Annotated in this window: 11 protein-coding genes; 9 read left to right on the top strand and 2 right to left on the bottom strand. The window is 70.1% G+C overall.

Features of this window, described 5'->3' with window-relative positions:
• Window positions 1-107 precede the first annotated feature (107 nt).
• From H4W81_RS30270 to H4W81_RS30260, 3 genes are read left to right on the top strand one after another with little or no spacing between them, the layout of a single operon-like run.
• A complete protein-coding gene (locus H4W81_RS30270) occupies window positions 108-1,211 on the top strand; it encodes a sensor histidine kinase (protein ID WP_192777933.1) in 1,104 nt (367 codons plus the stop codon).
• Window positions 1,208-1,855, top strand: a complete 648-nt coding sequence (locus tag H4W81_RS30265; protein ID WP_192777932.1) for a response regulator — start codon at window positions 1,208-1,210, stop codon at window positions 1,853-1,855. The genes H4W81_RS30270 and H4W81_RS30265 overlap by 4 nt, the downstream gene beginning before the upstream one ends.
• A gap of 48 nt (window positions 1,856-1,903) precedes the next feature.
• Window positions 1,904-3,373 (top strand): AAA family ATPase, encoded by a 1,470-nt coding sequence (locus H4W81_RS30260; RefSeq protein WP_192777931.1) that lies wholly within the window; start codon window positions 1,904-1,906, stop codon window positions 3,371-3,373.
• A 369-nt stretch (window positions 3,374-3,742) separates the two neighbouring features.
• Here the strand turns inward: H4W81_RS30260 and H4W81_RS30255 are convergent, their stop codons facing one another.
• The gene (locus H4W81_RS30255; protein ID WP_192777930.1) at window positions 3,743-5,809 is read right to left on the bottom strand and encodes a S9 family peptidase; all 2,067 of its coding nucleotides are present in this window, start codon (window positions 5,807-5,809) and stop codon (window positions 3,743-3,745) included.
• A gap of 151 nt (window positions 5,810-5,960) precedes the next feature.
• On the opposite strand from H4W81_RS30255, the gene mshB reads away from it, so the two are divergent.
• From mshB to H4W81_RS30225, 6 genes are all read left to right on the top strand, one after another.
• Window positions 5,961-6,866 carry an N-acetyl-1-D-myo-inositol-2-amino-2-deoxy-alpha-D-glucopyranoside deacetylase gene (gene mshB, locus H4W81_RS30250; RefSeq protein ID WP_192777929.1) on the top strand — a complete coding sequence of 302 codons (906 nt, stop codon included), beginning with the start codon at window positions 5,961-5,963 and terminating at the stop codon, window positions 6,864-6,866.
• An 11-nt stretch (window positions 6,867-6,877) separates the two neighbouring features.
• Complete coding sequence (locus H4W81_RS30245; RefSeq protein WP_192777928.1) at window positions 6,878-7,297, top strand: DUF6113 family protein; 420 nt, start codon at window positions 6,878-6,880, stop codon at window positions 7,295-7,297.
• 176 nt (window positions 7,298-7,473) lie between these two features.
• Window positions 7,474-7,620 carry a hypothetical protein gene (locus H4W81_RS30240; RefSeq protein ID WP_192777927.1) on the top strand — a complete coding sequence of 49 codons (147 nt, stop codon included), beginning with the start codon at window positions 7,474-7,476 and terminating at the stop codon, window positions 7,618-7,620.
• Window positions 7,621-7,629: 9 nt separating this feature from the next.
• Window positions 7,630-8,325 carry a hypothetical protein gene (locus tag H4W81_RS30235; protein WP_192777926.1) on the top strand — a complete coding sequence of 232 codons (696 nt, stop codon included), beginning with the start codon at window positions 7,630-7,632 and terminating at the stop codon, window positions 8,323-8,325.
• Between the two features lie 5 nt (window positions 8,326-8,330).
• Window positions 8,331-8,780, top strand: a complete 450-nt coding sequence (locus tag H4W81_RS30230; protein WP_192777925.1) for a hypothetical protein — start codon at window positions 8,331-8,333, stop codon at window positions 8,778-8,780.
• A 24-nt stretch (window positions 8,781-8,804) separates the two neighbouring features.
• Window positions 8,805-9,740 (top strand): MBL fold metallo-hydrolase, encoded by a 936-nt coding sequence (locus H4W81_RS30225; protein ID WP_192777924.1) that lies wholly within the window; start codon window positions 8,805-8,807, stop codon window positions 9,738-9,740.
• On the opposite strand, the gene H4W81_RS30220 is transcribed toward H4W81_RS30225, so the two are convergent.
• Entirely contained in the window at window positions 9,730-12,246 is a 2,517-nt protein-coding gene (locus H4W81_RS30220) for a penicillin acylase family protein (RefSeq protein WP_192777923.1), read from the bottom strand. The two genes, H4W81_RS30225 and H4W81_RS30220, sit on opposite strands and share 11 nt — an antisense overlap.
• Window positions 12,247-12,339 lie beyond the last annotated feature (93 nt).

The raw sequence follows: 12,339 nt of genomic DNA, 5'->3' as shown, positions 1-12,339 counted from the left end.
GATCACTCTGGTCCCACCCGCGGGAAGCGGCCCAGCTCCGATCGTTGCTGGGGAGTTACGACTTTCGTCGTAATGTGTCCGGTTCGCTGCGTCATACGCTCGGGGGCATGGTGCTTGGCGTCCTGGTGTTCGGCCTCTCGCTGGCCACGGTCAGCGGCCAGATGGGGGTGGTGGCGAACCTGCCGTTCCCACTGCTCGTGCTGATCGCCGCGGTGGCGGGGGCGGCCGCGTGGTTCGCGCCGCGCGCCTGGTGGCCGCTGGCCGCGGTGGGCGTGCTCGCCTACGTCGGGCTCGCGATGTGGCCGCCGCTGCTCGTCGCCTCCTACTACGCGGGCACCACGCTGCGCGAGCGGCGCGGCGTCGCGGCGTACGCGGGCATGGGCGCGGTCGTCGTCGTCCTGTCCGCCGCGGCGGGAGTCCTGATCGGCGGTCCGAGGGAGCACATGACCGGCACGTTCGGCAACGCCACGGTCATGGGCGCGGCGTTGATCGGGCTGCCGCTGGTCTTCGGGCTGTGGGTGCGGGCCAGGCGGGACGTGCTCGCCGCCGCGCACGAGCGCGCCGAGCGCCTCGAACGCGAGCAGGTCATGCGCGCCGAGCAGGCACGCGTCCAGGAGCGGGCCCGCATCGCCCGCGAGATGCACGACATCGTCGCCCACCGGGTGTCGCTCATGGTCATGCACGCGGGCGCGCTGGAGGTCGGCTCCGCTGACACCCGTACGGCGGAGACCGCCGCGCTGATCGGCGACATCGGCAGGGAGGCCCTCACCAACCTGCGCGACGTGCTGGGTGTCCTCCGCTCGACCACCCAGCCCGCCCCCCGCGCCCCTCAGCCCACGCTGGCCGACCTCGACGAGCTCCTGGACCGGTCGCGCGCCCTCGGCATCGCGCTCACCAGGCGCGACGAGGGCGAGGCCCGGTCCCTCGGTCCGACGGTCGAGCGCACCGCCTACCGGGTGGTGCAGGAGGCGCTCACCAACGTCCACAAGCACGCGGGCGAGACCAGCGCCGACGTCTCCCTCCGGTTCCTGCCCTCCTCGCTGGAGGTGGTGGTCGCCAACCAGTCGCCGGTACGGCCGGCCGCGCCGCTGCCCGAGTCGGGCTGGGGGCTGGTGGGGCTGCGCGAACGCGTCGAGCTGGTGGGTGGCACCCTGCACACCGGTTACCGGGAAGACGGCGGCTTCGAGCTGCGCGCCAGGATCCCCGCGTGATCCGCGTCCTGATCGTCGACGACGAGGCGCTGGTGCGGTCGGGCCTGCGGCTGATCCTGGAGGCGGCCGGCGACATCGTGGTCGTCGGCGAGGCCCGCGACGGCGCCGAGGCGATCTCGGCGGCGGCCCGGCTGCGCCCCGAGGTCGTGCTGATGGACGTGCGGATGCCGGGCATGGACGGGCTCGCCGCCGCCGAGCGCCTCCTGAGCGTGCCCGACGCGGTCAAGCTGATCATGCTGACCACCTTCGACCTGGACGAGTACGTGCACGAGGCGCTTCGCCTCGGAGCCGTCGGCTTCCTGCTGAAGGACACGCCGCCGCGCGAGCTGGCCGCCGCCGTACGAACCGTGGCGGGCGGGCAGGCGATGCTGTCGCCCACGGTCACCAAGCGGCTGATCTCTGCCTTCGTGGACAGGGCGCCGTCTCGGGCGGAGGCGGCTCGCCGGCAGCTGGCCACGCTGACCGGGCGGGAGGAGGACGTGATCAGGGCGCTGGCCAGGGGGCTGTCGAACGCGGAGGTCGGTAGGGAGCTGCACCTGACGGAGGCGACGGTCAAGGCGCACGTCAGCCGCGTGCTGGCCAAGCTCGGCCTGACCAACAGAGTCCAGGCCGCCATCCTGGTCCACGACGCCGATCTCAGCTGAATGATGAATAATAAGCAAGCCTATAATAGCCTCAGTTATCATAGGAGCGTGGAAAAGCCTTCCGGCATCTTCGATCGGGACTACGAGTGGTCGCAACTGACCCGATTCGTCCAGTATCCCGGCGGTGAAGCGACGCTTGGCGTGGTGTCCGGGCGACGCCGTCAAGGTAAGACCTACCTGCTGGACGCGGTATGCCGCGCGGCGGGTGGCTTCTATTTCGCGGCGACCGAAGCGACAGAAGCTGAAGCGCTCCGCCAGTTCGGCACGGCGATGGCACACCACCTCGGAGAGCCGGTGCCGCGTCGTTTCGAGCGATGGGACGAGGCGGTCCAGGCGCTCATGCGTATCGCCTCAGACCGGCCCGTTCCTGTGGTGATCGATGAGTTCCCCTACCTCGTGAAGGCATCACCAGAGCTCCCCTCCCTCATCCAGCGGGCGCTCGGGCCGCAAGGGCAACGAGCTGGCTCCCCGGTCCGTCTGCTGCTGTGTGGATCCGCGCTGTCGTTCATGGGCTCGCTGCTGGCGGGCACCGCGCCCCTTCGTGGAAGGGCCAGTCTGGAGTTGGTGGTCCCAACCCTCGACTTCCGGTTGGCCAGGGAGTTCTGGGAACTCGACGATCCTTCTCTGGCTCTGCTCGTCCATGCGGTGGTGGGCGGAACTCCCGCCTACCGGCGCGAGTTCACTCTCGGAGACGTCCCGCGGGATCGGGCGGATTTCGGCCCGTGGGTGATTCGCAACGTGCTCAACTCCGGAAGCCCCCTCTTCAGGGAGGGGCGCTCCCTTCTCTCGGAGGAGCCCGAACTTCGCGATGTGGCGCTCTACCACGGGGTGCTGTCGGCGGTCGCGGGAGGCAACCACACGCGAGGAGGGATCGCGAACTATCTCGGAAAGAAGTCGACGGATCTGGGCCATGCCCTGACCATGCTCGAGGACGTGGGCTTGATCTGCAGGGAAGCCGACGCCTTTCACGGTAAGCGGTCCGCCTATCGCATCACCGAGCCGATCGTCAGCTTCTACCATGCGCTCATGAGGCCTGAGTGGACCGACCTGGAACGGCCCGGATCGGCAGCGCAGGTTTGGGAGCGATCTCAGGCGACCTTCTGCAGCCAGGTGCTCGGCCCGCACTTCGAGCACTTGGCTCGGCTATGGACCCGGTGGTACGCCGACGTCTCGACCCTCGGAGGCCGACGGGCCAGAGTGGCCTCCGGCGTGCTGCCCGACCCTGCTAACAGGACCGGTCACGAGATCGACGTTGTGGCCTTCTCCCGCATGGACGACGGCAGGGAGAAGATCCTCGCGATTGGCGAGGCGAAGAGCGGGGACGTGGTCGGGCGCGCGCACCTGGATCGGTTGGAGCGGACTCGCGCGTTGCTCATGGCCAGAGACGAGCGTGCCACGCCTGAGACGCGGCTGTTGCTATTCAGCGTGGCGGGGTTCATGCCACAACTGGAAGAGATGGCGCGAGCGCGCGAAGACGTCCAGTTGGTGGATCTGGAGCGCCTCTACGGCGGGTCCTGAAGGCTTGGCGCCTGAAGCATCGGGTCAGAGGGCGAGGTGCATGCGCAGAGCCTGGTCCAAGCGGTGCAGGGCCTTGGGCGAGACACGGCCTGCCCGTCCTTGGACGCGCTCGATCGGGAACTGATCTCCGAGAGGTAATCATCAGAGCGATTCACGTGGGTATGACGGCCAGACGCGCGGAGCAAGGCTGGGTGGGGTCCAGGTGTCTACCACCCAGGTGCGTCAGGGGTGGGTCTGAGAAGGGCGTCCGCGGAGCTAGGGCCTCAAGGGGTCGGGACGGTGGCCCGACTGGGGGAGCGGCTGAACCCCCACGCGCGAAGCGCGCCCTTGGTGAAGGCCTTGCTTTTCGCGCGTGGGGTTCCGACCCTCTTACAGATCCAGGGACTTCTTGAGGAAGTCGACCTGGAGGAGCAGCAGGTTCTCCGCGACGACCTCCTGCGGCGTCATGTGGGTCACGCCCGACAGCGGCAGGACGGTGTGCGGGCGGCCCGCCGACAACAGGGCGGACGACAGGCGGAGCGTGTGGGCGGCGACCACGTTGTCGTCGGCGAGGCCGTGGATCAGCAGGAGCGGGCGCTCCAGCTTCCCCGCGTCGGCGAACAGCGACGACTGGTCGTAGACCTCGGGCTGGGCGTGCGGGTCGCCGAGGTAGCGCTCGGTGTAGCACGTGTCGTACAGGCGCCAGTCGGTCACCGGCGCGCCCGCGATCGCCGCGTGGAAGACGTCGGGCCTGCGCAGGACGGCGAGCGCGGACAGGTAGCCGCCGAACGACCAGCCGCGGATGGCGACCTTGGTCAGGTCGAGGTCGTCAGGGTACTGCTGGGCGACCCCCTGCAGGGCGTCCACCTGGTCGTCGAGGACGGGGGTGGCCAGGTCGTTCAGCACCGCGCGCTCGAAGGCGGGCCCGCGTCCAGGGGTGCCGCGGCCGTCCGCGACGATGACGGCGAAGCCCTGCTCGGCGAACCACTGACTGGTGAGGTACATGCCCTGGCTGGCCAGGACGCGCTGGGCGTGCGGCCCGCCGTACGGGTCGAGCAGGACGGGCAGCCGGCGCGAGCCCGGCTCGTGCCACGACGGGAAGACGACGGCGGTCGACAGGTCGCGGGCGCCCGCGCGGCCCACGTGGACGCGCAGGTCGAGGCCGGGACGCTCGGCGAGCGAGGGGATCGGGATCGTCATGCCGCTGGGCAGGACCACGGTGGCGGAGACGCCCTCCTTGTCGAGGGATTGCTCGGTGAGCACGCCGACGCCGCCGGACAGGCGGCCCGAGTAGACGCCGGACGCCGTGGAGACGGGCATGAGGGAGTGGCCGTCCCACGTCCAGAGCTGGATCTCGGTGGGGTCGCCGCTGGCCCTGAACAGCACGGTGTCGCGGTCGATGTCGAGCACGTCGCGCACCTGGAGGGTGGGCGGGGTGACGACGCGGTCGCCGACGAACAGGCGGCGGCCGCCCTCGTCGTCGGCCACCCACACCAGCGAGCCGTCGTCGAGGTGCCCGGGGACGCCGGTCACGATCTCGACCCACGCCTCGTCGGTGTCCTCGCGGACCAGGCTGGACCGGCCGCTCGCGGGATCGACGGTGAACAGGCGACGCGTCCGCTGGTCGCGCGACATGGTCACGATCGACAGCGCGTGGGAGTCCCACGAGGCGGTGGTCAGGTACTCGTGCTCGAACGGCACCGCGACCCGCGAGCCGCCCAGGCCCAGGACGAACAGCTCGGTGCGCGCGTTGGGCGTGCCCGCCGCCGGATACCTCTGCGGGACGGCGGGGCGGTCGGGGTTGGCCGGGTCGGCGATGTACCAGGTCTGGACGGGCGCCTCGTCAGCCCGCTCGACCAGCAGCGCGTCGCTGTCGGGCGACCACCAGTAGCCGCGGTGGCGGTCCATCTCCTCGGCGGCGATGAACTCGGCCAGGCCGTAGGCGACCGTGTCGGTCTCGGGGGTGGCCAGGGCGCGGTCGTCGCCGGTGGCGAGGTTCTGGACGCGCAGCGAGCCGCTCGTGACGTAGGCGACGTGCTGCCCGTCGGGGGACGGACGCGGGTCGATGACCGCCCCAGGCGTCTCCAGCCTGCGGGTCTCGCCCGTGGCCAGGTCGGTGACGTAGAGGCCGCCGGAGAGGGCGAAGGCCGCGACCGTGGCGGCCGAGTCGGTGGCGTAGGCGACGACGCCGCCCGCCTGCTCGCGGCTGCGCTCGCGGCGGGCGCGCTCCTCGGGGGGCAGGTTCTCGTCGTCGGCGTCGAGGGCGCGGGGGTCGACGACCAGGCGTTCGACGTGGGTGGCGGTGTCGAGCTCCCACAGGCAGGTCAACGGGTCGGTGCCGGACTGCGTGCGCAGGAAGAGGACGCGGGCGCCGTCGGGGGAGATCGTGAAGCCCCTGGGCACTCCGAGGGTGAACCGGCGGGTCCTTGCGTGCAGGCGCGGGAAGCTCTCACTCATAACCCCCCATCTTGCCAGGTGAGACACCCGCCCCGTGCGGCCCCGAACGGCGCGTTCTTCGGGAGGTGGTTGGGCGGGCCGGGGGGTGCGGTCTTGGGGGTGGGGTTCTGGGGATGAGGTACGGCTGGGCGGGTGGAATACGCTCGGGGGCATGAGTGATCGACGCCTCCTGCTCGTGCACGCCCACCCCGACGACGAGACGATCGGGACCGGCGCGACGATGGCCAAGTACGCCGCGGAAGGGGCCCACGTCACGCTCGTGACCTGCACCCTGGGTGAGGAGGGCGAGGTCATCCCGCCCGAGCTGGCGCATCTGGCCGCCGACGGGGACGACACCCTCGGCGAGTACCGCATCGGGGAACTGGACGCCGCCTGCAAGGCGATGGGCGTCGAGGACCACCGCTTCCTCGGCGGGCCCGGCAGGTGGCGCGACAGCGGGATGATGGGCGTGGCCGCCAACCACCGGCCGAACGCCTTCTGGCAGGCCGACGTGGACGAGGCCGCGGCGCTCCTGGTGGAGGTCATCAGGGAGGTGCGCCCGCAGGTCATGGTCACCTACGACGACAACGGCTACTACGGGCATCCCGACCACATCCAGGCACACCGGGTCGCGTGGCGGGCCGTCGAGCTGGCCGCCGATCCCCTGCACGGCGAGGGCGAGCCGTGGCGGGTGGCCAAGGTCTACTACACCGCCACCGCCAAGTCCGTGATGCGCAGGACGGCCGAGGAACTCGCCGAGGCCGAGGTCGCGTTCGTCCCCGAGAACGTCGAGGACGTCCCGTTCGGCGCGGCGGACGACGAGATCACCACCGAGGTGGACGCCCGGCCGTACCTGGGGAACAAGCTCGACGCGCTGCGCGCGCACGCCACGCAGATCACGGTCGACGCGCCGTGGTTCGCGCTGTCCAACAACATCGGGCAGGAGGCGTTCGGGGTGGAGCACTTCATCCTGCGCAGCGGACCCCGCGGCGAGACGGTGCCGAGCCTGCCGGTCGAGGCGGGCGGGCTCGGCGAGCCTTACGCCCTTGAGAACGACCTGTTCGCAGGGATCCACTAACCTCCTCCGGTATGGAGCAAAGGAGCCACGCCGAGTCAGCTCTGGCCGGGGCCGCGTACGGCATGCTGGTCGTGCTGGGGGTCGTCCTCGGCGTGGTGGGCGGGTTCACCCACGCGTGGTACCTCGGCGACTCCTTCCCCGCGGCGGCCATCGGCTGGGTTCCCGTGCTGTTCGGGCTGTGTCTCCTCGCGGGGAAGATGATGCGCGCCAAGCTCGGCGCCTCGGCGGTGGCGATCGGCTGGCTGCTGGTGTCGATGGTGTTCTCGCTGAGGCGGGCGGCGGGCGACCTGGTGATCGCCGGTGACGCCGCGGGCTTCATCTACCTCTACGGCGGAATGGTGGTGGTGGTGATCGCCGTCCTGCTGTCGCCATCGTCGGGCGGCTCGTGGCTCCTGAGGGGCTACGACCAGCCACCACCTCCCAACGCCTGACGGCGCCGCCCATGGGCGACGCCGTCGTTAGTTACGTCGGCCTCAGCTACGGGGTCGGCGTGGGCGGTGAGGTGGGCGTCGGTAGCTGGTTCTGCATACTCGCCCCGGTGTCGTCGGGGTTCTCTGTCGGGCACGGCTCGAAAGACGGAGCCAGTGCGGCGGGTGGGGTGGCGCCCGTGTCGGACGCGCTGGGAGTGGTGCCGGTCGGCGACACCTCACTGGACGCGGGCGGCGAAACGACGGGGGTCGTCTCCGTCGCCGAGACGGTGGCGGACGGAGTCGGGGCCAACGCGTCCTCGCTGGGCGACGGCTCGGGGATGTAGCAGGTCTCCGTGACCGTCGGCGTCGCCGTGATCGTCGAAATCGAGACCGACGGCGCGGGCGTCTGTGTGATCGTGGTCGTCTGGGTGGTCGTGACCGTGGCCGTGGTCGTGGTCGCCACCGTGACCGTCGCGGCCGGGGCCGCCGACGCCGTCACCGTGGGTCCCGTCGTCACCGTGGTGGTGGCAGACGGCGTCGCCGTGGCGGTGATCGTGCGGGTCGGCCAGGGCAGTACCTTCAGCGAGACGCTCGGCTTCCCGTTCGTCTTGTACGACCCCTTGCCCAGCTTCTTCGACGCCTTCCCCGATCCCGTGGTCACCGGCAGCGTGGTGGAGGCCGTCCTGCAGGACTTGCCCTTGCACACCTTCTGCTTCACAGTGAAGCGAGCCGCCCCGCCGTACGTGACGGCGACGTCCAGGTACGAGACGCCCTTCTTCTTCACCACCTTGGTCGTCGCCTTGTACTTGGCGGCGCTCGTGGTGGGAGTGGGCGTGGGGGAGGGGCTGGTGGAGACCGGTAATTCGAGCCTGTCGGCCGTGGGGGTGTCGGTGGCGGACGAGGTCTGGGTGACGGCCAAGCCGCCTACGGTGGCGAGCGCCATGGTGCAGACGAGCGCGGCCAGAATGATGAATCTCATGATCCTGCTCTGGTGGGAGATTTCAGGACGGGGATCATTATTCCGATTTGTCAAGTCCGGTCAAGGGTGAGACGCATGGAGAGGCGCCATCGGATCCGCAGGATCGCGAACTTCGTCAATCTGTCCACCCCGCTCGGCCTGCTGATCTCCGTCGCCGGCGGGGCACGCAGAACCGACGGTCCCAACGGCCTCATCCTGGCCTACGGCTACCGCTTCGCCTTCCCCGTGGCGGGCGCCTTCACCGTCGGGAACGTCGTGCTGACCAAGCATCCCGACGGCTACCTCACCGACAGGCTGCTCGAGCACGAAGGCCGCCACGCCACCCAGTGGGCCTGGTGCGCCGGCCTGCCGATGCTGCCGCTCTACCTGCTCTCGCTCGCCGTGTCGATGCTGATCTGCGGCGACCAGGCCGCGTACAACCCCTTCGAACGGCTGGCGGGGCTCGAGGACGGTGGATATCCGCGCAAGTCGCCATGGTGGCGGAGGAATAGAACGCTCCCAGAGGGGATCATCAAGGGTGAGTGATCCACTACGCAGGGGAGCGTGCCCATGTCACAGACCACCCAGCGGAGCGCCCCCGTCCGGCCGGCCTCGTTCAGGGACCGGTCGACCGCGCCGCTTCCCGCCTTCCGTGAGCTGGTGAGCGTCGCCTGGCACGGAGGCCTGCGCACCGACATCGGCGACATCGACCAGATCCCGGTGCTCAGGGGTGGCCTGCCCCAGCTCACGGGCACGGTGGTCACCTGGGTGGGCCACGCGACCTACGTGCTCCAGGTCGAAGGGCTGACCATCCTCACCGACCCCGTGTGGTCCAGGAAGATCCCGGGTGTACGGCAGCGCCTCACCCCGCCGGGCGTGGCCTGGAGCGACCTGCCGAGGATCGACGCGGTCGTGATCAGCCACAACCACTACGACCACCTCGACGCCCCCACGGTCAGACGGTTACCCAGGACCACGCCGGTCTTCGTCCCGGCCAACCTCGCCCGATGGTTCACCAGGCGGGGTTTTCGCCACGTCACCGAGCTGGACTGGTGGGAGGGCGCGACCCTGGGCGGGGTCAGCTTCGACTTCGTGCCGGCCCACCACTGGAGCCGCCGGACGCTCTGGGACACCTGCAAGACCCTGTGGGGCGGCTGGGTGATCAACAAGTCGATCTACTTCGCCGGCGACACCGCCTACGGCCCGCGCCTGGCCGAGATCGGCGCCCGGTTTCCCGGCCTCGACCTGGCGCTGCTGCCGGTCGGCGCCTACGAGCCGCGCTGGTTCACCAAGGGCAACCACGTCAACCCCGCCGAAGCCGTCCAGGCCTGCCTGGACGTGGGCGCGCCGCGGATGGCGACCATGCACTGGGGCACGTTCGTGCTGTCAGGCGAGCCGCTGCTGGAGCCGGTGCGGCTGGCGAGGCAGGAGTGGGAGGCGCGCGGCCTGCCGCGCGCCGACCTGTGGGACCTCGCGGTGGGCGAGTCGCGCCTGCTCACGGTGTGAGGGTCAGGGTGTTCACCGCGGCCTTCCTGATCGAGTCGGGCTTGGAGTGCATCGGCGTCGTCTCCCCGTTCGCCCAGAGCGGCGCCTGGTCCCAGTAGTTGTCGTGGAAGGCGTGGCCCGAGGCGCCCGTGAGGTTGATCCAGCGGGACCTGTCGAGGTCGGCGAGGTCGATGACCATCCGCATCGAGGGGACGGCGGTGATCGCGTAGTCGTCCTGGATGTTCCAGCCCGTGGCGTTGACGGCGTCCTTGTTGCCCGGCGAGCCGAAGGGGCCGCGGTTGAACAGCGCCTCGATCGGGCCGATGCCTGAGGTGCCGAACGTCTGGTTGGTCAGCGTGAGCCGGTGCAGATCGCCCCAGCGCCAGGCCTTGACGTCGGGGCCCAGCAGCCCGGAGAGCTCCTGGTGGGCGTCGGCCATGGCGGTGCGCAGGATGTCGTCGCGCGTCTCGGTGTGGCCCCTGGTGGTGACGTCGTCCCAGAACGGGTCGGCCGGAGCCGCGAGCAGGTTGCGCACGACCTCGTACCAGCGGTCGCCGCCGGTCGGCCGGGCGCCCTCGGGCAGGTCGTCGTTGAAGGCGGCGATGAGCAGGTGCCGCCAGACCGCGTTGAAGTAGGCGGCGGGGGCGGAGTCGAGATCCTGCGAGCCGTCCCAGCCGCGCAGCAGCCCCTGGGCCTCGGCACTGGGTCCGGCGAGCTCGATCGTGAGCAGGGCGGGGACGAGGAGCTCGGCCAGGCCGTTGCGGGAGTCCTGCTGGATGCGGCCCATGGTCTCGGCGTCGATCTTGCCTGACTTGATCGCCTGCTGGACGCGTTCGAGGATGCGCTTGGCGCGGTAGCCGTACGACCAGTCCTTGGTGAGCAGCGGCCGGTAGCGGCCGGGGTCGATGACCGCGTTGTTGGCCGTGACGACGAAGCCGTCCGCGGGGTCGGCGACGCTGGGCAACTGGTCGTAGGGGATGGGCGCGGTCCGCCACTCGTACTCGCCGGTCCAGCCCGGCACCGGCCAGGTGCCGTCGCCCTTGGCGCGCACCGGGATGCGGCCGGGCGCCTGGTAGCCGATGTGGCCCTGGGTGTCGGCGAAGACCAGGTTCTGCGCGGGCACGTCGAACAGCGAGGCGGCGGCGCGGAACTCGTTCCAGTCGCCCGCCGCGTTGAGCTCGAAGATCGCCTCGGCCGCGGTGCCGGGGGAGAGCGCGGTCCACTGCAGGGCGACGGCGTTCGCCTCGCCGGAGGGCTTGACGCTGCCCATCACCTCGTTGATCAGCGGGCCGTGCCTGGTCTTGCGCACGGTCAGGGTGACGGGCTCGCCGCCCGCGACCTTGATCTGGACCTTTCTGGTCTCCAGCTTGGCCCACTGGCCCTGGTAGAGGTAGGTGTCGCCCTTGACCTGCTCGAGGAAGAGGTCCGCGACGTCAGGGCCCAGGTTGGTGAACCCCCAGGCGATCTTGTCATTGTGTCCGATAATCACGCCGGGCACCCCGGAGAAGGTAAACCCTGTCACGTCATATCCGCATTTTTCCGACTTTGTACGGCAGTGCAGTCCCGCCTGGTACCAGACTGACGGCAGCTGCGCCGACAGGTGCGGGTCGTTGGCGAGCAGCGGCTTGCCCGTCGTGGTGTGCTCGCCGGAGACCACCCACGAGTTCGACCCGATGCCGTCGTGCTCCTTGGTGCCCATGAGGTCGGGCACCCTGCTCAGTGCCTCCGCCGCCCTGGTGAGGGTGGCGGCGGCGCCCTCGTCGAGCCGAGGCTCGGACTTATGGTCGAAGTGCTCGTCGGAGATCGTGCCCTGGGTCACGATCGCCGGATTCCGGTCGAACGGGTAGCCGGGGAAGAGCTGGTTCACGCGCTCCCTCGGCAGCCTGGTGGCCGCCACCGCCCTGGAGATCTCGTCGGAGAGGTTGGAGCGCAGGTCCCACGCCATGGCCTTGAGCCAGGTCACCGAGTCGAGCGGGCTCCACGGCTCGGGCGTGTACCCGGAGTTCTGCAGCTTGAGCACCGAATACTCGAGGCTCTTCGCGGACGCGTTCGGGTGCTCCGCGAGCCAGGCGTTGACGCCCTTGGCGTAGGCGTCGAGGTAGCTCCTGGTGCGGTCGGTCAGCGTCGCCAGCTCCTGCTCGGCCACCTCGCGCCAGCCCATCGTGCGGATGACCTTGTCCTCGGTCAGCGTCGCCGTCCCGAACAGCTCCGAGAGGCGGCCCGAGGTGACGTGCCGGCGGAAGTCCATCTCCCAGAAGCGGTCCTGGGCGTGGACGTAGCCCTGGGCCATGAAGAGGTCTTCCGAGGTGTCGGCGTAGATCTGCGGAATGCCCCACGTGTCGCGGTAGACGTCCACCTTCGCGGACAGCCCCGGGAGCTTGATCGCTCCGTCCAGCTGCGGGAACGACTGTCGCGTGATCCACACGCCGACGGCCGCGAGAACCAGTGCCAGGGCCAGGAGGACCGTCACTAACCGTGCCAGCCAACGCAGCGGCCACGGCAACCACGCATAGGGCCTGATCCTCACGAAAACCTCCCTCTGACCTGCTCCGCACCAAGTGTCGCAGCCCTACATCGCCGCCTGGACAGGCATTACTCGGGGTAACCGTCAGGACACGAT

This window comes from Nonomuraea africana (assembly GCF_014873535.1).
Taxonomy (GTDB): domain Bacteria; phylum Actinomycetota; class Actinomycetes; order Streptosporangiales; family Streptosporangiaceae; genus Nonomuraea; species Nonomuraea africana.
Note: the sequence above shows the minus strand (reverse complement) of the source record. Positions and strands in the feature narration are given on the sequence as shown.